The organism is Sphingomonas sp. AOB5 (assembly GCF_029433115.1).
Lineage (GTDB): Bacteria > Pseudomonadota > Alphaproteobacteria > Sphingomonadales > Sphingomonadaceae > Sphingomonas.
Map to the genome: position 1 here is coordinate 12448 of NZ_JARNTV010000041.1, position 20949 is coordinate 33396.

A 20949-nucleotide genomic window follows, 5' to 3' on the forward strand; every position below is an offset into this window, starting at 1 on the left:
CCCGATGGATTCGGGGGGAATTCAGAAGTCGCTGGACTGGTTGATTGTCCTATTGGGCAATCCTCTTTTGATTCCACTCTATGTGGGTCTGATGACTGCCTACATCACATTCATGATAAACCGCGCTCAGATCAGGATCGCGCGGCGGAAGGCGACGTTCGACGTCATCATCAATGTTGAGAAGACCGCATCCTATATGCTCCTCAATCGCCGTTTCTCTGAATTGCGACGATCGGGTGGAATCAAGCATATCTGTCATCCGGATACGGGAACCCTGCACGAAGACCGGACAGTCCTGATCGAATATCTCAACCATTATGAAGTCGTGGCGCTGGGCATTCGCCGCAAGCTTCTGGACCCGGCAGTATATCGGAAATGGATGGGCGGCGCTTTTGTCCGCGACTGGAATGCCGCCGCCGACTTTGTAGAACGCGAGCGATGGCGGTTGCATTCGAACATCGGCCGGTGGCGTTACGATGCCACGACTTACGAGAATTTCGAATGGCTTGCCTGCCTGTGGTCGAAGGATGCGGTCCGGCTGGCCAAACGCCGGCGTCCGTCTCAGCCTGCATTCGAACCCGATGTCGTTGCCGGCCCTGATGGCGCGGCTTCGACAACGGGCTGAGTATTTTCCCTTTCTTCACCGCCCTGGTCTAATGCAGCGGCATGACCCGGGTCTTCATCACGATCGATACCGAGCTGATGTGGCGTCACCACGTCTCTGGCCTCGATGCCGTCACCATCGTCCAGCGTTCGCTGGAGCCGGCGGGGGTGGGGATCGGGTGGCAGCTGGCGCAGCTGCGCGGGGCGGGGCTGAAGGCGACATTCTTTGTCGATCCGATGCCGTGCCTGTTGTTCGGCACCGAGTGGATGAAGCGCGTTGTCGGCGAGATCCTCGACGCCGGGCAGGAAGTGCAGTTGCACCTTCACCCCAACTGGGCCGGCGCCAAGGTGGGCGATCGCGGCGCGGCCTATGCCGCCTATGAACTGATCGATTACAGTTATGACGAGCAGCGCGAGCTGCTGGCGGGCGCTTCCGACATGCTGACCGCGGCGGGCGCGCCGGAACCGGTGGCGTTCCGTTCGGGCAGCTATTCGGCGAGCGACGACACGCTGCTGGCGTTGGCCGAACTCGGCTTCCTTTACGACAGCAGCCATAACGGGTCCGAGCATCCCTGGCCCAGCGCGATCAGCCTGGATCGCACACAGATCGCGCCGGTGAAGCATCTGGGCGTGACCGAAGTGCCGGTGACGCTGATCGAGGATCAGAAGGGCCATCTGCGCCATTTCCAGATCTGTGCGCTGTCCGCCGCCGAAATGCGCGCCGCGCTGGACCATGCCGCGCGCGAAGAACATGTTGCGGTGACCATCGTCGGCCACAGCTTCGAGCTTGCCAACCGTGCGGGGACGCGGCCAAATGGCGTGCATGTCCGCCGTTTCGAAACGCTCTGCCGCATCCTTTCGGATCGCAAGGGCGTGATGACCACCAGCCATTTCGCCGACCGGCCCGAACTGGCGCTGGGCCAGCATGACGCGCCACTGGGGCCGAGCATGATCCGCACCCGGCTGCGTCAGGCCGAACAACTCTGGTCGAACTGGGTCGAGGAACGCGCGGCGTGAATGCGATGAGCCAGCAGCCCATAGCCGCCGCGCGGCCCGTTCCGCTCAAGTTCGAAGTCGGCGCACGCACGCTGATGGCGATCTCGCGCAGCCTTGTCCGCGTGCCGCTGAGCCTCGACGATGCGCGTGAGGGGCGGTTGCCGCAGCTGCCGGCAATGTCGCGCGACGCGCATGGCTATACCATCACCTCGCTGCCCGAGGACCGGCAGGAAGCGATGGTCTATGCCTCGGGCGGGATGCTGCCCTTCGTGCGGCAGCGCTATACGCGGTACTTCATCGATTTCGGCGTCGGGTTCGAAGGCTGGCTCGCCGGGCTTTCGTCCAGCGCGCGGCAGGGCGTGAAGCGCAAGGCGAAGAAGATCGCGGCCGAGAGTGGTGGCGATCTGGATATCCGCCATTTCCGCAAGCCCGAGGAGATGGAGGCGTTTCACGACGTGGCGCGCAAGATCTCGCTGCGGACCTATCAGGAGCGCCTGCTGGGATCTGGCCTGCCCGACAGCCAGGCGTTCATCGATTCGATGCAGGCACTGGCGGCGGCGGATCAGGTCCGCGCGTGGCTGCTCTATATCGGCGGCGATCCGGCGGCCTATCTCTATTGCCCGGTCGTGGATGGCACGGTGATCTATGCCCATGTCGGCCATGATCCGGCGTTCAACGACCTGTCGCCGGGCGCGGTGCTTCAACTCGAAGCGATGCGCGACATGTTCGAGGAAGGCCGCTTCGCGCGGTTCGACTTCACCGAAGGCGAGGGGCAGCACAAGCGCCAGTTCGCCACCGGCGGCGTGCCGTGCGTCGACCTGCTGCTGCTGCGGCCGTCGCTGGCCAACCGGCTGACGACGGTGGCGCTGGGCGGGTTCAACGGCGGCGTGGCGCTGGCCAAGAAGGCGGTGACCGGCGTGGGGCTGGAGAAGCTGGCGAAGAAGGTCCGGCGGGGCTGAGGCTTGCGTTCAGGACCGGCAACGGACCTGCGACCGTTCGACCGCTTCGGCTTCATACCAGCCGAGCTTGCCGTAGTAGGGCGCGATTCCGGACCGGAAATACAGAAGGTCGACGCGGCATGGCTTGCCATTGGCAAGGTAGCGGCAGCGTGCCTTGTTTCTTGCGATAAGGCGGCAGCGCACTTCCTTGACCGGGATAAGCACCAGGCCCGAGCCAAACTCCTCGCAATTGTTGCCGTCCGCGTCGCAGGCCGGCGGGACATAGGCATAGTTGGAATGGGCGTAGGAGACGTCGCTCCAGCTCGGCAGCGACGGCGCGGGCCCGGTATCCTGTCCGGCAAGGGCGAGCATGGCGAGGGGCAGCCAGAGTGCCATGCCGGGAGGCTGCCGGATTGTTTTGCTCAGGGCAATGGCATCTTCGAAATCCTCTCCCGGAGGGAGAGGGGGACCAGCGAAGCTGGTGGAGAGGTAGTCTCCGCGAGCGATGCCGGTTGCTTGTGGCGACTACCCCTCCACCGTCCTTTGGACGGTCCCCCTCCCCCTCCGGGGGAGGATTGGGTAAGGCATCCCCATGCATCTGCGCGCCGAAGCCATTATCCTGAGCGTCCGCGCGCATGGCGAGCATGGGGCGATCGTGCGCGCGATGACCGAGAGCGACGGGATGCTGGCCGGCTATGTGCGCGGCGGGCGGTCGCGCAAGCTCAAGCCGGTGCTGCAACCTGCGAATCTGGTGCTGGGCGACTGGCGGGCGCGGACCGAGGAGCAGCTGCCGGGCATGACCGTCGAGCTGATCCACAGCCGCGCGCCGATGTTCCGCGAGCCGCTACCCGCCGCCGCGCTCGACTGGGCGACTGCGCTGACAGCGGCGGCGCTGCCCGAGGGACTGGCCTACCCCCAACTCCACAGCGCGCTCGATGCGGTGCTGTCCGCGGTGGAAGCGGCGCCGGCGGCGCGGGGATGGGCGGTGGCGCTGGTGCGCTACGAGCTGCTGATGCTGGCCGAGCTCGGCTTCGGACTGGACCTCGAGACCTGCGCCGCGACCGGCGGCACCACCGATCTCGCCTTTGTCAGCCCGAAAAGCGGATCGGCGGTGAGCCGGGCTGGGGCCTCGGGCTACGAGAACCGGCTGTTCCGGCTGCCGCCCTTCCTCACCGAAGGCGGGCAGGCGGAGTGGCAGGATATCCTCGACGGATTGCGCATCACCGGCCATTTCCTCGAGCGCGACCTGATGATCGGCAAGGGCGCCGATGCGCTGGCCGCGCGGCAGCGGCTGGTCGATCGGCTGAAGCGGGCAGTTGCGTAACTGGCACAGCGCGGTAATGGCGCTTCGTCCTCCCCGACCTTAGCCTGAAGGAAGTCGAATGCCGCTGATCGCAGTTCTGGGTGGGGACGGTATCGGCCCCGAAGTCACCGCCGAGGCACGCCGCGTGCTCGAGATCGTGGTGCCGGGCCTCGACTATGAGGAAGCGCCGGTCGGCGGCGCGGGCTATGACGCATCCGGCCACCCGCTGCCCGAGGCGACGCTGGCGCTGGCCAAGCGTGCGGATGCCATCCTGTTCGGCGCGATCGGCGATCCGCGCTACGAGAAGCTGGAGCGCCATCTGCGCCCCGAAGCCGCGCTGCTGAGCCTGCGCAGCGAGCTGGGCCTGTTCGCCAATATCCGTCCCGCTACGATCTTCCCGGCGCTGGCCGATGCGTCGTCGCTGAAGCCCGAGGTGGTCAACGGCCTCGACATTGTGATCGTCCGCGAGCTGACCGGCGATGTCTATTTCGGCGAGAAGGGCCAGCGCGTGCTGGACAACGGCCAGCGGCAGGGCTGGGATATGATGTCCTATGCCGATTACGAGATCCGCCGCATCGCGACCGTGGGCTTCGAGATGGCCAAGCGCCGCAAGGGCAAGCTGTGCTCGGTCGACAAGGCGAACGTGCTGGAAACGTCGCAGGTGTGGCGCGATGTCGTGATTGAGATGTCGGCGCAATATCCTGAAGTCGCGGTGACACATATGTACGTCGATAACGCCGCGATGCAGCTCGTTCGCGCACCCACCCAGTTCGACGTGATCGTCACCGGCAATCTGTTCGGCGATATCCTGTCCGATCAGGCCAGCATGTGCGCGGGATCGATCGGCATGCTGCCCTCCGCGTCGCTGCGCGCCTGGGTGGGCGAGAATGGCATGTACGAGCCGATCCATGGCTCGGCGCCGGATATCGCCGGGCAGGGCAAGGCCAATCCGTGCGCGGCGATCCTGTCGGCGGCGATGCTGGTGCGCCACTCGCTGGGCGACGAAGCCGCGGCGCAGCGGATCGAGGCGGCAGTCTCGAAGGCGCTGGACGATGGCGCGCGCACCGCGGATCTGGGCGGCACCCTGTCCACCACCGCGATGGGCGATGCGGTGATCGAGGCGCTGGCGTGAAGCCTGACCTGCTCGAACTTGCGGTCGTCATCCCGACGTTCAACGAGCGCGCCAATGTGCCGCGCCTGATCGCTGCGCTCGACGCGGCGCTGGCGGGGCGCAATTGGGAAGCGATCTTCGTGGACGACAACAGCCCGGACGGCACCGCGGATGCGGCGCGCGAGCTGGGCCGGGCCGACAGCCGGGTTCGGGTGATTCAGCGGATCGGGCGGCGTGGGCTTTCCTCGGCCTGTGTCGAGGGCATGTGCGCCACCGCCGCGCCGATGGTGGCGGTGATCGACGGCGACATGCAGCATGACGAGACGCTGCTGCCGAAGATGCTCGATGCGCTGGAAGCCGACGATGCGCTGGACGTGGTGGTCGGATCGCGCTTCGTCGATGGCGGCGGCACGGGCGAGTGGGACAAGGATCGCGTGGCCAAATCGGCTTTCGCGACAAGGCTTTCACGGCAGGTGCTGAAGGCCGATCTGAGCGACCCGATGAGCGGCTTCTTCATGATCCGCGCCAGCGTGCTGCGCGAGATGGTGCCGATCCTGTCGGCGATCGGCTTCAAGATCCTGCTCGACATCATGACCGCCAGCCCGAAGCCGCTGAAATTCCTCGAGCTGCCTTATGTGTTCCGCACGCGCGAGCTGGGCGAGAGCAAGCTCGATCACGTCGTGGCGATGGAATATCTGATCGCGCTGTACGACCGGATGTTCGGTAATATCGTGCCGGTGCGCTTCGCGATGTTCTCTGCGATCGGGGCGCTGGGCGCGGGGGTGCACTTCGCGGTGCTGGGGCTGCTGTTCGGGCTGAACCTGACCAATTTCGTCGCGGCGACCATCGTCGCAACATTGGTGGCGATGACCTTCAACTTCTTCCTGAACAACGCACTGACCTATCGCGAGCAACGGCTGAAGGGCGCGAAGGCGTTGCTGGGCGGCTGGGTGTCGTTCTGCCTGGTCTGCGCGGTGGGCGCGGTGGCCAATGTCGGCGTGGCTTCGTTCATGCACGACGTTCAGCATGGCGACTGGCGCTTCGCGGCGCTGGCTGGGATTCTGGTGTCGGCGGTGTGGAACTTCGTGCTGTCGTCGCGCTTCACTTGGGGAAGGTATTGAAGCTCCTATATCCTCCCCCGCCAGGGGGAGGTGGCAGGCGAAGCCTGACGGAGGGGGAGGTGGTCAATCACGCTTGTTTGGAGTCCGCCCCCTCCGTCGCCTGCGGCGACACCTCCCCCTGGCGGGGGAGGATTGAGATGTTTCAGCGCCAGCTGTCGAACCACATCCAGTGTTCGAACGCACGCCCGTCCGATAGCGGCATGGCGGAGATGATCGGGTAGAAATAGACGAACAACAGCAATGCGGCGGCGAGGAACCATTCCTCGTAACCGCGCTTGCGGCCCGCATCGTAGCGATCGAATGCCACCGGCAGCGCGAAGCAGATGAAGATGCCGGAGAGGTGGTAGTAATAAAAGAAGCCGAGCGACTTCGGGATCACGATGTAGATCGCCAGCGACGCGATCCATAGCAGCGCCATCGCCAGCGGCAGGATCGCGCGGGTGCGGAACCAGTTCCACAGGCAATAGCCGACCGCGATCAGCCCGCCCCACATGATCATCGGATTGCCGATCAGCAGCACGCCGCGCTGCGCACCGTTGTTATATTCGTAGAGATACCAGATCGGCCGCTCCATGATCGGCCAGCTCCACCAGTCGGACTGATAGGTGTGGTGGCTCAGCACCTGGGTCTGCGCCGCGTACATCGCCTGCTGGTACGGGATCAGCGTTTCCAGCGTCATCGGTTCGAAGGCGTAGAAAAAGGCCGGGGCGAAGGTGAACAGATAGACCGCGATGCTGACCACGCCCATCAGCAACAGGCCGGGGATGGTGGCGAGACCCTGCCAGTGCGGCTGGCCCTTGCCGCCGAGTGCCGTGGTGACCGGCTTCTTCGCGTGGACCGCGTCGCGCACCCGGATCACGATGAAGGCAAGGCCCGCCAGCGCGACATAGGGGATAGCGGCCCATTTCACGCCGACCGCGAGGCCCAGCAGCACGCTGCCGCCGATCCAGCGCCAAAGCACCTGTTTCGTCGTCTCCCCGCGCATTGCCCACAGGAACACGACCATCGCCCACAGGATGAAGACGCCAAGGAAGATGTCTAGCATCGCGATCCGCGATTGGATGAACAGCGTTTGGTTCAGCATCAGCAGGATCGCGGCGATCACCGCGGGGCGAACCGCGCCCGCCAGCAACAGCATGAAGGTGAAACCGCCCACCACCGTCATCGCGCCCGCGACCGCGGACATGATCCGCCAGCCGAACGGATCGTCGCCGAACAGCTCGATACCCCAGGCGATGATCTGCTTGGCGACCAGCGGGTGTTCGGTGTTGCGCGGAAATTCCAGCTCGATCAGCGCGCGCGCGGCGGGGACGTAATGTTCCTCGTCGAAGAAGGGGATGGTCGGCTGGCCGATATGGAAGCCGAACAGCAGCAACGCGGCGAGCCCGATCAGGGCGGCGAGGAGCAGCGGGCGATCGGCCAGGGCCTTGATGCGATCGAGCATGGCGGATCGATAGCCGGTCCTTTGGCCGACAAAAAGCGCAATCCTGATCCATGCCGGTGGATTTCGTACGGTGCCGGGTGGCCGCTTCGGACACCGCCGATCCGCGCCATGCTTGACGCGGGCGGCTCCCCCGCCGCAAAGCGGCTGCCATGAAGCGTCATACCGGCCAGGACCGTAGCGTCACCCAGAACTGGAAGCCCGCAACCCGGGCGATCCGCGGCGGAACCGCGCGTTCCGAGTTCGGCGAAACCAGCGAAGCGCTCTTCCTCACCTCGGGCTATGCCTATGATTGCGCGGGCGACGCCGCTGCGCGCTTCTCGGGCGATCAGGTCGGCATGACCTATTCGCGGCTGCAGAACCCGACGGTGCAGATGCTGGAGGAGCGCATCGCGCTGATCGAGGGTGCCGAGGCGTGCCGCACCATGGCGACAGGCATGGCGGCGATGACCGCGGTGCTGCTGTGCCAGCTCCAGACCGGCGACCATATCGTTGCGGGCCGTGCCGCCTTCGGTTCGTGCCGCTGGCTGACCGATACGCTGCTGCCGCGCTTCGGCATCTGCGTGACCATCGTCGATGCCCGCGATCCGCAGCAGTTCCAGGACGCGATCCGCCCCGAGACCAAGCTGTTCTTCTTCGAGACCCCGGCCAATCCAACGATGGACGTGGTGGACCTGAGGGCAGTGTGCGACATCGCCCGCGCCAACGGCATCCTGAGCGTCGTCGACAATGCCTTCGCCACGCCCGCGCTGCAGCGGCCGATGGAGTTCGGCGCCGACGTGACCGCCTATTCCGCCACCAAGATGATGGACGGGCAGGGCCGCGTGCTGGCGGGTGCCGTGTGCGGGACGCAGGACTTCATCGACAATGTGCTGCTGCCTTTCACCCGCAACACCGGGCCGACGCTCAGCGCGTTCAATGCCTGGGTGGTGCTGAAGGGGCTGGAGACGCTCGACCTGCGCATCCGCCGCCAGAGCGAGAATTCGCTGAAGGTCGGCAGCTTCCTCGAAACCCGCGTGCCGCGCATCCTGCATCCGGGCCTGCCCAGCCATCCGCAGCACAATCTGGCGATGAGCCAGATGGACGCCTGCGGCCCGATCTTCGCGTTCGAAGTCGAGGGCCGGAAGCAGGCGCACGGCTTGCTTGATGCGCTGGGGCTGATCGACATCTCGAACAATATCGGCGACTCGCGCTCGCTGATGACCCATCCGGCATCGACCACGCACAGCAGCGTCGCCGAGGACAAGCGCCTGGAAATGGGCGTGACCGAGGGCATGCTGCGCCTGAACGTGGGCCTCGAGGATCCCGAAGATCTGATCGCCGATCTCGATCAGGCACTAAAGGTGGTCGGCCTGTGATCATGAAGGCACTGTTCAACGAGGAAGCCGAGACGCGCGGGATCACCGTGCGGGTCTCGGTCTCGTACCTCCCCGAACAGTCCGAACCCGATCGCGGCCGCTGGTTCTGGGCCTATCATATCCGCATCGAGAATGACGGGCCGTCCACGGTGCAGCTGCTCACGCGCCACTGGATCATCACCGACGGGCGCGGGCACCAGCATTCGGTGGAAGGCGAAGGCGTGGTCGGCGAACAGCCGATGATCGCGCCGGGCGCGAGCTTCGACTATGTCTCGCGCTGCCCGCTGGCGACGCCGACCGGCAACATGCAGGGCAGCTATCACATGGTCGCCGAGGACGGCGAAGGCTTCGACGTGGCGATCCCCAAATTCGCGCTGCTGGCGCCGGCGGTGGCGGGATGACCCGCGTCTCGTCCGCTGCGAGCACAGTTGCGGAGCTTCACCGCGCACAATTGTTTCTCGGCTTCGCTCGAAACGAACGGTGGAGTAGGGCGCGGGCGATATGAAGCGGACCCATCTTCCCCTGAACGGCCTGCGCGTGCTCGACGCGGCGGCCCGGCATTTGTCGTTCACTCGTGCAGCCGACGAGCTGGCGGTGACCCCGGCGGCAGTCGGGCAGCAGATCCGTGCGCTGGAGGATACGCTGGGCGTCGTCCTGTTCCGCCGCACCACCAAGGGGCTGGAACTGACGCCGGAGGGCGAAGCGGGCCTCGCCGCGCTGCGTGCGGGCTTCCTGCAGTTCGAGGAATCGGTGCGGGCGATGCAGGCCGGGCAATCGTCCAAGTCGCTGACCATCGCCGCGCCGCGCGACCTGACGGCCAAATGGCTGATGCCGCGGCTGGCCGAGATCGCGCGCGGCGATGGCGAGATCCGCTTCGTGCTGGTGCCCGCCGACGACGCGATCGACTTCACCGAAGCCAATCTCGATCTCGCGATCCGCTGGGGCGAAGGCCCGGGCGAGCATGAGGGCGAGGCGCTGGAAAGCGACGGCATGGTCACGGTCGAGGCACCCGGTGGCGGGATCGACACCGCGATCGCCTGGCCCGGATGTCTGGCCGAAGACGCCGGATCGCTGGTCCGCGTCGCCGATGCGGGCCTCGCGCTCGATGCCGCGGCGCAGGGGCTGGGCCGGGCGACGGTACCCGAGCTGCTGGCGCGCGGCGATATCGAAGCGGGCCGGGTGGCGATGATCGGCGAGGCGCGCTCGTCGCGGCTCGGCTATTGGCTGGTCGCGCCGCTGCCCCAATGGCGGCAGAAGAAGGTCAAGTCGCTGGTCGAAGCGCTGGGCGCGTGACCCCGCGCGAGACGCCCGTTCTGACGAGCGAGCGGCTGATCTTGCGGCCCCGCAGCGTGGCGGATGCAGCGGCGTTGCACGCGATCTTCAGCGATGTCGAATTGATGCACTGGTGGTCCAGCGCCGCGCACGAGCGGATGGAACAGACCGTCGAAGAGATTTCGCGCGAACGGCCGGGCTGGCGCGCATGGGCGATCACGCTGAAGGGAGACGACACCGCCATCGGCACCGTCGCCGTGGGCGAGAAGCGGCAGGGCAATGTCGCCGAGATCGGCTATATCCTCAACCGCGCGCATTGGGGCGGGGGGATCGCGCGCGAAGCGGTGAGCCGGGTGATCGACCAGATCTTTGACGAGGGACAGCGCCGCGTGTTTGCCGATACCGATCCGGATAACGTCGCTTCGCGCGGTCTGCTGGAGCGGTTGGGCTTCAAGCTGGAAGGCTATCTGCGGCAGGAATGGGAAACCCATATCGGCGTGCGCGACACGACGCTGTACGGCCTGCTGCGCGACGACTGGATTGCGAGCCGCTCATGACCCCGCCCGACCTGAAGGATCCGGTCCAGCGCGCCGCCTATCGGCAGGAACTGCGCGGCGTCGCGGTGGGCCTGCGGCGGACCGGCGTCGCGCTGGCGGCCATCGGGGGCATGATCGCGCTGGTACGGCTCTATGCCTGGCCCGAGATGCCCGCTCTAGTGCCGGGCGCGGTGGTCGGCGTGGGGCTGATGACGATGATCGCCGCCATCGCCGCACGCACGAAATATCACCAGCTACGGATGCGCGGTTAGGGTGCCGGGGGCGCCGCCAGTTCCACCGCGCGGCCGATCAGCGTGGCGAAGCGGGCATCTTCGACCGCGGCAGCCGGATTGCTCCAGCTTCCGGTGACGACGTACCAGTTGCCGTCCTTGCCCTCGAGCAGCATCGTCATGTGGATCACGCCGGGTTCGGAGCCGCCCTTGTAGCCCACGCTCTTCCAGCGCGCGGCGACGGCCGGGCCGACGCCGGGATTGATGCCCAGGATCTTGCGCGCCTCCGCACCCGCGCCACTGGCGGTGTTGCGGCGGATCCAGTCCATCACCCGCACCATGTCCGACGGGGTGGCGAACCATTCCAGCCGGTCGATCAGGATCGGCTTGCCGTCGCGGAACAGCGTTGGGGAAATGTCGGTGATCGGCGCGCTGGTCACTTCGCCGTCGAGCATGCGGCGGCGGCCGGTGGCGTCGAGCGCGAGATAGCGCTCGGCCATGCTGGGAATGCCCTTCAGCTTGAACATCTCCAGCGTCGACATGAACGGGATCATACCTGCGGGATCGGCGACGCCGGTGACGCGTAGCATCGCCTCGACGCGAGTGCGGCCGACCAGATGGAGCAGGATATCGGTCGCGCTGTTGTCGCTGATCGAGATCATCTTCGACGCCAGCTCGCGCAGGCTGATCTTCGTGCCTGCGGGCAGGAGCGTATAGGTGCCGCCGGGCAGGGGGCGCCCGTCCAGCGTGACCATGTCGTCCCATTTGCGCTCGCCGGCATTGGTCGCGCGGATCAGCTCGGCGAGGATGATCAGCTTGAAGCCCGATCCCAAGGCGAAGGGGCGCTCACTATTGTCGCCGGCGATCAGCGTGGGCGCGCCGTCGCCGAGCCGGGCATAGGCGAAGCCGGTGCTGCCGGGCAGTGCGCGCAGCGTGGTGCGGACCGCATCGATGCTCGCCTCGCGCCCGGAAAGTCCGGTGAAGCGCAAGGTGCTGACCTGATGCGGCGGGGTGGCGTCGACGCCGATCACGCCGCTGGCGGTGCCGTCGCGGAAGCCGAGCACGATCTCCGCTACCCAGGGCGATTTGACCGTCACCGATTCCACGCGCGTAACCGGGCCGAGCGTCGCGACGACCTGCGTGATGGTCTGGTCCATCTGCGCCTTGGGCACCATCGCGCGGAAGCCCGGCGCGAAATAGGCTTCATAATCGCCCTTGCCCTGGAACAGCGTGACCAGTTCGGCGAGGCGCGTCTTGAGCTGCTCGGATGCGACCGGCGCGGCTTCCTGAGTCGCGGGGGCGGTCTGCGCCAGTGCCGGGACGACCGGCAGGGTGGCGAGCATCAGCGTTGCGATGGCGAATCTCATCGTTCGAATCTCCCTGTTCGATATAATTATGATATCAAATTTAGACGCGCGTCAACCGACATCGGCTTCGCGGTCGATCGCTATGATCTCGGCCTGCAGGCGTCTCGCGCCGATACGGTTGAGGAAATGGACCAGGACGAACATCCCCAGCACCGGAATCGCGGGGATCGCCACGCCGATGATCGCCGCAGCAAGCGGCTTGTGGCGCGCGGTTTCCCAGCCGACTGCGACGAGGAACATCAGCACCCCCGGCATGAACGGCCCCAGATACCAGCGCCACACGCTCGCCAGCATGTCGCGCTGCCGGACGAGCTGGTCGCGGCAGAAGGCGATGCTTGCCCCGCCGAATGCCGCGGACGGTTCGGGAATGCGGCGGCGCCACAGGTTGATCATCACGGCGATGGTACCGATCATGATCGCGATACAGCTGATGCGGATGCTCCACACCGGCAACGCTGCGATTGCCCAGCCGAACCCGGCAAGGACGATCACGCCCGCGCCATATTCGATCGCGTCGCGGCGCATCACCCGGCGGCGCAGCAGGCGCGCGCGCCGCTCGATCTCGTCAGGGGTGAGGCCGGTGGCGTCCTTCTGGTCGGTGGACCAGAGCGCGAGGATCGAGTCGCTCATGCCGCGTCTCCTCTGGCGAAATGTTGCGCGAGCAGCGCCTTGATGCGGTGGATCTTCACCGCGACATTGCCGGCGGTCAGTCCGGTGATCTCGGCGATGGCGGCGGCGTCCAGCCCTTCGAGATAGAGCAGGATCACGCTGCGGTCGGCGGGCTTGAGCCGGGCGATCAGGCGGCGCAGCCGTTCGAGCGTCTGTGCGTCGCCTACCGCCGCTTCCGGGTTATCCTGCGCAGCGATGTCCGCCGCCGCCTCGATCGCGACCAGCTTTGCCGATCCCGCGCGGCGGGCGGCATGGGTGGCGGCGACATTATGGGCGACGCGATAGACCCAGGTGCCGAGCGCGCATCGCCCGTCGAATGCGGCGAGGCTGCGCCACAGCGCGAAGTGCATGTCCTGTTCGAGATCGCGCGCCTTGTCGGCATCGAACTCGGTCGCGCGGGCGAGCCGGGCGAGAGCGGGGGCGTAGCGCGCCGACGCATCGGCATAGAGCCGGTCGTGCGCGTCCTTCCCCTGTTGCCGATCCCGATGCTGCACTGTGCCGCCTCCCGTCATGAAGCTTTAGACGAGCGGGCGTGACATTTCTTACAGCATCGGTTTTGCGGGCGCCGGTTTCATTCCTCGATGGCGCATCCGGCGGGCAAGTCTCCGCCGTTGCGCACTGCGTCCCAGCGAGCCAGGCGCGAGGCCATCACCTGTTCGGCTTGCGCCAGCGGCGTGGCATCGAACCGGGCCGTCGCCACAACCTTCCCGTCGATGCGAACCTGCATCGTGAATGGCTGCGAGAAGCCGCCATCCCATGCCTCGTTCCAGAGCCAGTTGGCGAACAGCGACAGTTCTGCGCGGCCCGATCCATAAGCATATCCCTTGACCGAAAGCGGTGAGGGGCGATCGACGATTGCGATCTCTATCAGCGCCTGATCGCGGATTGCATCGCCTTCCAGCGTTTCGGCGAAGCCGGCCTGACCGAAATGCTCGACCTGCCCGACCCGTTCGACCCGGTGCCAGGCCGAGATATTGCCCCCGCTTGGCCGGATGCCGTCGGCAAATTCCACCGACAGAGGGAAAACCATTTCGGTCCCGGTCGCGCGGAACAGTGTCGCTGGCTTGCCGGGTTCGCGAACATAATCTGCCAGATAGCTGGATCGCCGCTCGGCAGTCTCGATGCTGGTCTGGCAGCGAATATACTGCGTTTGCTCCTGGGCCTGCGCGGCGGCCGGTGCGATCAGCATCGCGACCAGCAACGCCTCACGCATCGATCGCGTCTTCCTCCAGACGCGCCGCATTCTCCTGGATGAAGGCGAAGCGGTGGGCAGGATTGTTGCCCATCAGCCGGTCGACCAGATCCTTTACCCCCGCGCGCTCCTCATATTCCTGCGGCAGGGTGACGCGAAGCATCCCGCGCGTGGCGGGATCCATCGTCGTTTCCTTGAGCTGGTTCGGGTTCATCTCGCCAAGCCCCTTGAAACGGCTGACCTCGACCTTCTTGCCCTTGAACGGCCCGGCCTCGATCTCCGCGCGGTGTGCGTCATCGCGGGCGTAGAGCGACTTTGCGCCCACGGTCAGGCGATAGAGCGGCGGCTGGGCGAGGTAGAGATGCCCGCGCCGGACCAGATCGGGCATTTCTTGGAAGAAGAACGTCATCAGCAGCGTGGCGATATGCGCGCCGTCCACGTCTGCGTCGGTCATGATGATGATGCGTTCGTAGCGGAGGTTATCCGGCTGGCAGTCCTTGCGGGTGCCGCAGCCCATGGCGAGGATCAGGTCGGCGATTTCCTGATTGGCGAGGATCTTCGCGCTGGTTGCCGAGGCGACGTTCAGGATCTTGCCGCGGATCGGCAGGATCGCCTGCGTCTTGCGGTCGCGTGCCTGCTTGGCGCTGCCGCCTGCCGAATCGCCTTCGACGATGAACAGTTCGGTGCCGGCCGGATCGTCGGCCGAGCAATCGGTCAGCTTGCCAGGCAGGCGCAGCTTGCGTGCGCTGGTCGCGGTCTTGCGCTTGACCTCGCGCTCCTGCTTGCGGCGCAGGCGGTCGTCCATCCGTTCGAGCACATAGCCGAGCAGCGCCTTGCCGCGATCCATATGGTCCGACAGGAAATGGTCGAAATGGTCGCGCACGGCCTTTTCGACCAACGTCGCTGCCTCGGGCGAGGTCAGACGGTCCTTGGTCTGCGACTGGAAATGCGGGTCGCGGATGAAGACGCTGAGCATCAGCTCGCTGCCGGTCATCACATCGTCCGCGGTGATGTCCTTGGCCTTTTTGTTGCCCACCAGCTCGCCGAACGCGCGGATGCCCTTGGTCAGCGCGGCGCGCAGGCCGGCCTCGTGCGTGCCGCCATCGGGCGTGGGGATAGTGTTACAGTACCAGCTGTACGACCCGTCGCTCCACAGCGGCCATGCGACCGCCCATTCGACGCGGCCGTTATTCTCGCCGGGGAAATCCTGCGAACCCGAGAAGAAGTCGGCGGTGGCGCTTTCACGCGCGCCGATCTGTTCCTTCAGATGATCGGCCAAGCCACCGGGGAACTGGAACACCGCCTCGGGCGGGGTCTCGTCGGTGATCAGTTCGGGTGCGCATTTCCAGCGGATCTCGACGCCCGCGAACAGATACGCCTTGGACCGCGCCAGCTTGTAGAGCCGTGCCGGCTTGAAATGCATTTCCGGCCCGAAAATCTCGGGATCGGGCACGAAGGTGACGCTGGTGCCGCGCCGGTTGGGCGTGCCGCCGACATGCTCGACCGGGCCGAGCGTGCGACCCTGTGAGAAGCGCTGGCGATAGAGCTGCTTGTCGCGTGCGACTTCGACGGTGGTGTCGATCGACAGCGCGTTGACCACGCTGCTGCCCACGCCGTGCAGGCCGCCCGACGTTGCATAGGCTTTCCCTGAGAATTTGCCGCCCGCGTGCAGCGTGGAGAAGATCACTTCCAGCGCCGACTTGTCGGGGAATTTCGGATGCGGGTCCGTCGGGATACCGCGGCCATTGTCGGTGATGGTCACCCGGTTGCCCGGCTCCAGCGTGATCTCGATCCGGTTGGCATGCCCCGCCACAGCTTCGTCCATCGCATTGTCGAGGATCTCGGCCGCAAGATGGTGGAAGGCGCGCTCGTCGGTGCCGCCGATATACATGCCCGGCCGCCGCCGGACCGGCTCGAGGCCCTCAAGCACTTCGATCGACGAAGCGTCGTAATTGCCGGAAACGGCGTTGGGGGCCTGGAACAGATCGTCGTCGTTACTGGACATGGGGAACGTATAGGGGGTGCGGAGTCGGGCGCGCAAGGCGTGGGACGGGGTTATCCACAAGCGCGGCAGATGCGGCTATCACCGCGGCGTGACCATTGCCGCCCGCCTTGCCCCCGGAGAGACGCTGGGCGACCGTATCCTGCGGGTCGATCACGCCGGCGAGCATGGTGCGGTGTGCACCTATCGCATGCAACGCCGCCTCGCGCGCTGGACCGCGCCGGACATGCTGGCGCAGATCGACGAATTCATCGCGCATGAGCAGCGCCACCGCGCGCTGTTCGCCACCGAGATCGCCCGGCGTGGCGACCGGCGATGCCCGAGTTATCCGGTCTGCGCGGTGCTGGGGACGATGCTGGGCTTCGTCACCGGATTGCTGGGCGCGCGCGCCATTGCCGCGACGACGGTAGCGATCGAGCGGGTGGTGTTGCGCCATCTGAGCGAACAACTGGCGGTGCTGAGGGACAGCGATCCCGCTGCGGCTGCGATCATCGGCGAGATCGTCGCGGACGAGCAGCGGCACCATGACGAGTCCGCCGCGCAATTGACCGGCGGCGCGCTGCAATGGGTGCTGAACAAGGGTGTCGGCGCCGCGACCGAAGCGGTGATCTGGATCGGGATGCGCCGCTAGAGTTCCGATCGCCGCTTGTTGCCCATGGGCAACACCTCACCGCTAATTCCGCCGGGCGATGCGTCCGAACGTGTTTCCCGTTCGTATCTGCCATCGCAACATAAACGGAGAACCCCATGAAAATGCTGCTTCTTGGCGCGGCGAGCCTGCTCGCTGCGACGGCCCCGGCTTACGCTCAGGACACGAGCGAAGCCGAATTCGACGGCCCCTATATCGGCGCTTCGGTCGGTTACTCGTTCCAGGGAAATGACGTCGGCGAGACGATCCTGTTCGATCGCGACCTCAACGGCACCTTCGGCGACACGGTGGTCACCACTGCGCCCGCCAACGCCTTCTCGCCGGGCTTCTGCAATGGCGCGGCCACCTCGACCGCGAATGTCGGCTGCACCAACGACAAGGACGGCATCACCTACAGCGCGCGTCTCGGCTGGGACTTCCAGTTCGGCAATGTCGTGGCCGGTGTCGTCCTCGAAGGCGGCAAGACCGAGATCCGCGACAGCGTCAGCGGCTTCAGCACCACCCCGGCGCGCTATACCATGACGCGCGAGATCGACTGGAATGCCGGCCTGCGCGCGCGCCTCGGCTATGTCGCGGGCGGCCGCACGCTGTTCTACGGCACGGGCGGCGGCGCCTATGCCAAGGTCGATCACAGCTTCTCGACCAGCAACACTGCCAACAGCTTCACCGGTCGCGGCAAGAACGACGTCTGGGGCTGGTCTGCGGGTGGCGGCGTGGAGCAGAAGGTCGGCAAGAACTTCTCGTTCGGCGTCGAATATCTCTACACCCGCTATGACGACGACGATTACACCGTCCGCGCGGGACCGGGCACTGCGCCGGCGACCAATCCGTTCCTGCTGGGCAATACGTCGGGCACCGATTTCCGCCGCAGCGACAATCGCTTCGACCATCACGGGATCAAGGCGACCGCCAACTTCCGTTTCTAATCCAAGCCATCGTCACGCAGACGGCCGGAGGCGCGATCCTCCGGCCGTTTGTCGTTTGCGCGTCATGGTTCCGGACCTAAGCTCGGCGCAGGCAAGGGAGAGTGGCGATGTGGATTCGGCTGGCGGCGTTGACGATGGTTGCGGCACTGGCGATGCCGGTATCGGCGCAGGTCCGCCCGGATCGCGCCGCGACGATGGATGCCGCCGCAACTGCCGCGATGGCGAAGACCGGCGCGAAGGGGCTGGCCATCGCGGTGATCGAGGACGGCAAGATCGTGTTCGTCCGTGCCTATGGCGCCCGTAACGCCAAGGGCGATCCGCTGCAGGACGCGACGATCATGTATGGCGCGTCGATCACCAAGGCGGTGTTCGCCTATACGGTGATGCAGCTGGTCGATGAAGGGAAGATCGACCTCGACAAGCCCATTGCCGCGATGCTGCCCAAGCCGTTGCCCGAATATGGCAATCTCGACGCATACGGGAATTGGGGCGATCTGGCTGCGGACGAGCGCTGGCGGAAGGTCACCCCTCGGATGGTCCTGACCCACAGCACCGGCTTCGCCAATTTCTCGTTCCTCGAACCGGACGGGAAGCTGAAGTTCCACTTCGACCCCGGTGCCCGCTACGCCTATTCGGGCGAGGGGATCATCCTGCTCCAGTTTGCGATCGAGAAGGGGCTGGGGCTCGATCTGGGCGCCGAGATGCAGCGGCGCGTGTTCGACCGGTTCGGCATGACCAACACCAGCATGATCTGGCGGCCGGACTTCGCCGCCAATCTGGCCGATGGCTGGCAGGCGGACGGCACGGTGGAGCCGCATGACGAGCGCGGCCGGGTGCGCGCGGCGGGATCGATGGATACGAGCATCGCCGATATGGCACGCTTCGCAGCAGGCTTCATTCGCGGCGACGGGCTGAGCGCGAAGTCCCGGGCCGAAATGGTCCGTCCGCAGCTTCCCATCACCAGCCGCACGCAATTCCCGACCCTGCTCGAAGCGCCCGCCGATCAGCGCTGGCCCGGCCTGTCGGCGGGGCTGGGCGTGGTGACGTTTCAGGGACCGCAGGGTCCCGGCTTCTTCAAGGGCGGGCACAATGACTCGACGGGCAACAGCTGGGTCTGCGTCGAGCGCGGGCGGCGCTGTATCGTGATCCTGGCCAACGACGTCCGCGCCGAAAAGGCCTTTCCCGATCTGGTCCGCGCGGCGCTGGGCGAGACCGGCGTGCCCTATGGCTGGGAATATGGCTTCTGAGGCGATGGCGAGGAAGAAGCGTTACCTGACCGCCACGCTGCCCGATGGCTATGTGAAGACCATCGGGCCGACGAACCTGCCCTTCACCCATTACTGGCGGATCGTCGCGGTGCTGGAGAATGGCCGGACGGAAGTGTTCTGGGGCCATGCCAAGTCGCTGAAGGAAGCGAACGCCAAGAAGGCCGATACGGCGGTGGCGGCGGCCCAGCGCGGCTGGAAAGGCTATGACTTCGAAGTAGTCGAACTGACCGAGAGCTAACCGGCTGCCAGCGCCCGCAGGGCTGGGACCAGCCGGTCGACGTCCTCCATCCGCGTAGCGAGTGCCGGAGTCACGCGGACGCAGGCGCCGCCCGCCACGCCGCCGCGGTACACGGTGAAGATGCCATGCTGCTCCAGCAGCGCCTTGGCGACCGCCATATTGGCTTCGCTGGTGCTGCGCCCGGTCAGGCGGAACGAGGTGATCGCGCCATGCATGCGTGGATCGTCGGGCGTAAGGATCTCGATACCCGCGACGCCGCGCAGCGGGCGGACCCAGCGGTCGCGCAGCGCACGCAGCCTTGTGGCGCGATTGGCCGATCCGATCGCTTCCTGGAAATCGATCGCGGCGGGCAGGGTCAGCTGGGCGGCATAATCGACCGTGCCGGTGTGCACCCGGGCGCGCAGGCTGTCCGGTGCTGCACTGCCTTCGCCCGGATCGGGATCGATATCGGCGACGCGGCCCTTGCGCACATACAGCACGCCGCAGCCCAGCGGCGCGCCGATCCATTTGTGCAGGTTGAACCCGACGAAATCGGCGTCGAGATCGGGCAGGGCAAAGTCGAGCTGACCGACGCTGTGCGCGGCGTCGACGATGCAATCGATCCCGCGCGAGCGTGCGATGGCGACGATCTCGCGCACCGGGATCGCGAGGCCGGTGCGGTGGCCGAGATGGGTGAGCAGCACCAGCCGGATCTTCGGATTGGCATCGAAGGCGGCCACATAGGCGTCGATCACGCCCTGCCATGTCGCGGGTTCGGGAATGGCGATACGGTGGATCGTGACGCCGCGGGTCTTCTCCAGACTATCGCAGCACGCGATCATGCTGTCATAATCGAGATCGGAATAGAGTAGTGCGTCGCCGGGCCGCAGCTTGTTGTAGCGGCCGATCGCGGCGTTCAGCGCCTCGGTGGCGTTGCGGGTCAACACGATCTCGTCGGGCGAAACGCCGAGCGACGTCGCGACGCGCGCCTCGACCGCCTGAAGATCGCCAATCATCGTGCGGCGGGCATAATAGCTGGTGTCGCGGTTCACCCGCGCGACTTGTTCCTGATAGGCGGCCAGCACCGGCCGCGCCATCATCCCCCAATTGCCATGTTCGAGCTGAACCACCTCGCGCGTCATGTCGAACTGCGCGGCGATGGCGTCCCAATCGGGCTCGGCGGCGGGAGAGGTCATCGCTGCCGCCCGTGCGGAGACGGGCAGCAGCGCTGCACCGGCGAGCAAGGTCCTGCGATCCATGACACCTCACTCGCCTCTGTCGATATGGCGTCAGCCCTTGGCGAACGCCCTTAACGGACTCGGGGGCCGCCGAACGGCAGCGGCGGCGGGGGACGCCGATCGCGGCGGGGCAGCTGTGCCTGATAGGCATGGCCGCAATGCGCGACGCAATAGGGGAAGCCCGGGTTCACCTTGTCGCCACAGAAGTGGAAGTCCGGCTCGCCCGGATGACCCAGCGGCCATTTGCAGATGCGATCGTTCAGATCGAGCAGGCTGGTCTTGCCCGCAATCGCTTCGCTCGGCTTGGCAGGCACCAGACGGCGGGGCGGGGCGGGGGTGATCGGTGCGGACTGTTCGCCGGGATTCTGGCGCAGGAAACCGCCGGGGCCGACCGAGCGCAGCACCGGACCGCTGGGCTTGGCGGGCGCATCAGCGGCGGGCACGCCGTCATCGGCGTCATCGCCATCATCGATCTCGACCGGCTTGGGTGCAGGCGCAGCGGCGCGTGGCGG

General features: G+C 66.2%; 24 protein-coding genes. 15 read left to right on the plus strand and 9 right to left on the minus strand.

Going from position 1 to position 20949, the window contains the following annotated elements; genetic code table 11:
- Nucleotides 1–4: 4 nt before the first annotated feature.
- From P1X14_RS15450 to P1X14_RS15460, 3 genes are read left to right on the plus strand one after another with little or no spacing between them, the layout of a single operon-like run.
- Entirely contained in the window at nt 5–625 is a 621-nt protein-coding gene (locus tag P1X14_RS15450; protein ID WP_277316288.1) for a DUF4760 domain-containing protein, read from the plus strand.
- A 41-nt stretch (nt 626–666) separates the two neighbouring features.
- Complete coding sequence (locus tag P1X14_RS15455; protein WP_277316289.1) at nt 667–1620, plus strand: polysaccharide deacetylase; 954 nt, start codon at nt 667–669, stop codon at nt 1618–1620.
- A gap of 5 nt (nt 1621–1625) precedes the next feature.
- Nucleotides 1626–2558, plus strand: coding sequence for a GNAT family N-acetyltransferase (locus P1X14_RS15460; protein WP_277316290.1), 933 nt, complete (start codon nt 1626–1628; stop codon nt 2556–2558).
- 9 nt (nt 2559–2567) lie between these two features.
- Here the strand turns inward: P1X14_RS15460 and P1X14_RS15465 are convergent, their stop codons facing one another.
- Entirely contained in the window at nt 2568–2933 is a 366-nt protein-coding gene (locus P1X14_RS15465; RefSeq protein WP_277316291.1) for a hypothetical protein, read from the minus strand.
- Nucleotides 2934–3129: 196 nt separating this feature from the next.
- Between P1X14_RS15465 and recO the strand changes: the two genes are divergently transcribed.
- The 3 genes from recO to P1X14_RS15480 are packed head-to-tail and all read left to right on the plus strand — an operon-like array spanning nt 3130 to nt 6072.
- Nucleotides 3130–3861, plus strand: coding sequence for a DNA repair protein RecO (gene recO / locus P1X14_RS15470; protein WP_277316292.1), 732 nt, complete (start codon nt 3130–3132; stop codon nt 3859–3861).
- Nucleotides 3862–3919: 58 nt separating this feature from the next.
- Entirely contained in the window at nt 3920–4972 is a 1053-nt protein-coding gene (gene leuB / locus P1X14_RS15475; protein ID WP_277316293.1) for a 3-isopropylmalate dehydrogenase, read from the plus strand.
- Entirely contained in the window at nt 4969–6072 is a 1104-nt protein-coding gene (locus tag P1X14_RS15480; RefSeq protein WP_277316294.1) for a glycosyltransferase family 2 protein, read from the plus strand. Before leuB ends, P1X14_RS15480 begins: the two co-directional genes overlap by 4 nt.
- A gap of 142 nt (nt 6073–6214) precedes the next feature.
- Here P1X14_RS15480 and P1X14_RS15485 read toward each other — a convergent pair whose 3' ends face one another.
- Entirely contained in the window at nt 6215–7516 is a 1302-nt protein-coding gene (locus P1X14_RS15485; protein ID WP_277316295.1) for a phospholipid carrier-dependent glycosyltransferase, read from the minus strand.
- A gap of 149 nt (nt 7517–7665) precedes the next feature.
- Here P1X14_RS15485 and P1X14_RS15490 point away from each other — a divergent pair, with 149 nt between their 5' ends.
- The 5 genes from P1X14_RS15490 to P1X14_RS15510 all read left to right on the plus strand — a co-directional run bounded on the left by P1X14_RS15490 (nt 7666) and on the right by P1X14_RS15510 (nt 10951).
- Nucleotides 7666–8871 (plus strand): aminotransferase class I/II-fold pyridoxal phosphate-dependent enzyme, encoded by a 1206-nt coding sequence (locus tag P1X14_RS15490; RefSeq protein WP_277316296.1) that lies wholly within the window; start codon nt 7666–7668, stop codon nt 8869–8871.
- 2 nt (nt 8872–8873) lie between these two features.
- Entirely contained in the window at nt 8874–9272 is a 399-nt protein-coding gene (gene apaG / locus P1X14_RS15495; protein WP_277316297.1) for a Co2+/Mg2+ efflux protein ApaG, read from the plus strand.
- Between the two features lie 100 nt (nt 9273–9372).
- Entirely contained in the window at nt 9373–10164 is a 792-nt protein-coding gene (locus P1X14_RS15500) for a LysR family transcriptional regulator (protein ID WP_277316299.1), read from the plus strand.
- Nucleotides 10161–10700, plus strand: a complete 540-nt coding sequence (locus P1X14_RS15505; RefSeq protein WP_277316300.1) for a GNAT family protein — start codon at nt 10161–10163, stop codon at nt 10698–10700. The genes P1X14_RS15500 and P1X14_RS15505 overlap by 4 nt, the downstream gene beginning before the upstream one ends.
- A complete protein-coding gene (locus P1X14_RS15510; RefSeq protein WP_277316301.1) occupies nt 10697–10951 on the plus strand; it encodes a hypothetical protein in 255 nt (84 codons plus the stop codon). The genes P1X14_RS15505 and P1X14_RS15510 overlap by 4 nt, the downstream gene beginning before the upstream one ends.
- Here P1X14_RS15510 and P1X14_RS15515 read toward each other — a convergent pair.
- The 5 genes from P1X14_RS15515 to parE form a co-directional block, all read right to left on the minus strand.
- Complete coding sequence (locus tag P1X14_RS15515) at nt 10948–12276, minus strand: serine hydrolase (RefSeq protein ID WP_277316302.1); 1329 nt, start codon at nt 12274–12276, stop codon at nt 10948–10950. The two genes, P1X14_RS15510 and P1X14_RS15515, sit on opposite strands and share 4 nt — an antisense overlap.
- A gap of 51 nt (nt 12277–12327) precedes the next feature.
- Nucleotides 12328–12906, minus strand: coding sequence for a hypothetical protein (locus P1X14_RS15520; RefSeq protein WP_277316303.1), 579 nt, complete (start codon nt 12904–12906; stop codon nt 12328–12330).
- Nucleotides 12903–13439, minus strand: a complete 537-nt coding sequence (locus tag P1X14_RS15525) for a sigma-70 family RNA polymerase sigma factor (RefSeq protein WP_277316304.1) — start codon at nt 13437–13439, stop codon at nt 12903–12905. The genes P1X14_RS15520 and P1X14_RS15525 overlap by 4 nt, the downstream gene beginning before the upstream one ends.
- A gap of 77 nt (nt 13440–13516) precedes the next feature.
- Nucleotides 13517–14158: a hypothetical protein gene (locus P1X14_RS15530; RefSeq protein ID WP_277316306.1), complete on the minus strand. Its 642-nt coding sequence runs from the start codon at nt 14156–14158 to the stop codon at nt 13517–13519.
- The gene (gene parE / locus P1X14_RS15535) at nt 14151–16142 is read right to left on the minus strand and encodes a DNA topoisomerase IV subunit B (RefSeq protein ID WP_277316307.1); all 1992 of its coding nucleotides are present in this window, start codon (nt 16140–16142) and stop codon (nt 14151–14153) included. Before parE ends, P1X14_RS15530 begins: the two co-directional genes overlap by 8 nt.
- An 88-nt stretch (nt 16143–16230) precedes the next feature.
- On the opposite strand from parE, the gene P1X14_RS15540 reads away from it, so the two are divergent.
- From P1X14_RS15540 to P1X14_RS15555, 4 genes are all read left to right on the plus strand, one after another.
- Complete coding sequence (locus P1X14_RS15540; protein WP_277316308.1) at nt 16231–16770, plus strand: demethoxyubiquinone hydroxylase family protein; 540 nt, start codon at nt 16231–16233, stop codon at nt 16768–16770.
- A gap of 116 nt (nt 16771–16886) precedes the next feature.
- Entirely contained in the window at nt 16887–17714 is an 828-nt protein-coding gene (locus P1X14_RS15545) for an outer membrane beta-barrel protein (protein ID WP_277316309.1), read from the plus strand.
- Between the two features lie 107 nt (nt 17715–17821).
- Nucleotides 17822–18961, plus strand: a complete 1140-nt coding sequence (locus tag P1X14_RS15550; protein WP_277316310.1) for a serine hydrolase domain-containing protein — start codon at nt 17822–17824, stop codon at nt 18959–18961.
- Between the two features lie 4 nt (nt 18962–18965).
- Nucleotides 18966–19220 carry a hypothetical protein gene (locus tag P1X14_RS15555; RefSeq protein ID WP_277316311.1) on the plus strand — a complete coding sequence of 85 codons (255 nt, stop codon included), beginning with the start codon at nt 18966–18968 and terminating at the stop codon, nt 19218–19220.
- Here the strand turns inward: P1X14_RS15555 and P1X14_RS15560 are convergent.
- Together P1X14_RS15560 and P1X14_RS15565 are read right to left on the minus strand one after the other, a co-directional pair.
- Nucleotides 19217–20458, minus strand: a complete 1242-nt coding sequence (locus P1X14_RS15560; protein WP_277316312.1) for an aminotransferase class V-fold PLP-dependent enzyme — start codon at nt 20456–20458, stop codon at nt 19217–19219. The genes P1X14_RS15555 and P1X14_RS15560 overlap by 4 nt on opposite strands.
- A 50-nt stretch (nt 20459–20508) precedes the next feature.
- The coding region (locus P1X14_RS15565) for a GcrA family cell cycle regulator (RefSeq protein WP_277316313.1) at nt 20509–20949 on the minus strand (441 nt) is incomplete at its 5' end.

Coding starts and splice junctions, on each gene's coding strand:
- P1X14_RS15450 (WP_277316288.1), top strand. CDS start 5: ATGGATTCGGGGGGAATTCAGAAGTCGCTGGACTGGTTGATTGTCCTA.
- P1X14_RS15455 (WP_277316289.1), top strand. CDS start 667: ATGACCCGGGTCTTCATCACGATCGATACCGAGCTGATGTGGCGTCAC.
- P1X14_RS15460 (WP_277316290.1), top strand. CDS start 1,626: ATGAGCCAGCAGCCCATAGCCGCCGCGCGGCCCGTTCCGCTCAAGTTC.
- P1X14_RS15465 (WP_277316291.1), bottom strand. CDS start 2,933: ATGGCACTCTGGCTGCCCCTCGCCATGCTCGCCCTTGCCGGACAGGAT.
- recO (WP_277316292.1), top strand. CDS start 3,130: ATGCATCTGCGCGCCGAAGCCATTATCCTGAGCGTCCGCGCGCATGGC.
- leuB (WP_277316293.1), top strand. CDS start 3,920: ATGCCGCTGATCGCAGTTCTGGGTGGGGACGGTATCGGCCCCGAAGTC.
- P1X14_RS15485 (WP_277316295.1), bottom strand. CDS start 7,516: ATGCTCGATCGCATCAAGGCCCTGGCCGATCGCCCGCTGCTCCTCGCC.
- P1X14_RS15490 (WP_277316296.1), top strand. CDS start 7,666: ATGAAGCGTCATACCGGCCAGGACCGTAGCGTCACCCAGAACTGGAAG.
- apaG (WP_277316297.1), top strand. CDS start 8,874: ATGAAGGCACTGTTCAACGAGGAAGCCGAGACGCGCGGGATCACCGTG.
- P1X14_RS15500 (WP_277316299.1), top strand. CDS start 9,373: ATGAAGCGGACCCATCTTCCCCTGAACGGCCTGCGCGTGCTCGACGCG.
- P1X14_RS15510 (WP_277316301.1), top strand. CDS start 10,697: ATGACCCCGCCCGACCTGAAGGATCCGGTCCAGCGCGCCGCCTATCGG.
- P1X14_RS15515 (WP_277316302.1), bottom strand. CDS start 12,276: ATGAGATTCGCCATCGCAACGCTGATGCTCGCCACCCTGCCGGTCGTC.
- P1X14_RS15520 (WP_277316303.1), bottom strand. CDS start 12,906: ATGAGCGACTCGATCCTCGCGCTCTGGTCCACCGACCAGAAGGACGCC.
- P1X14_RS15530 (WP_277316306.1), bottom strand. CDS start 14,158: ATGCGTGAGGCGTTGCTGGTCGCGATGCTGATCGCACCGGCCGCCGCG.
- parE (WP_277316307.1), bottom strand. CDS start 16,142: ATGTCCAGTAACGACGACGATCTGTTCCAGGCCCCCAACGCCGTTTCC.
- P1X14_RS15545 (WP_277316309.1), top strand. CDS start 16,887: ATGAAAATGCTGCTTCTTGGCGCGGCGAGCCTGCTCGCTGCGACGGCC.
- P1X14_RS15550 (WP_277316310.1), top strand. CDS start 17,822: ATGTGGATTCGGCTGGCGGCGTTGACGATGGTTGCGGCACTGGCGATG.
- P1X14_RS15555 (WP_277316311.1), top strand. CDS start 18,966: ATGGCGAGGAAGAAGCGTTACCTGACCGCCACGCTGCCCGATGGCTAT.
- P1X14_RS15560 (WP_277316312.1), bottom strand. CDS start 20,458: ATGGATCGCAGGACCTTGCTCGCCGGTGCAGCGCTGCTGCCCGTCTCC.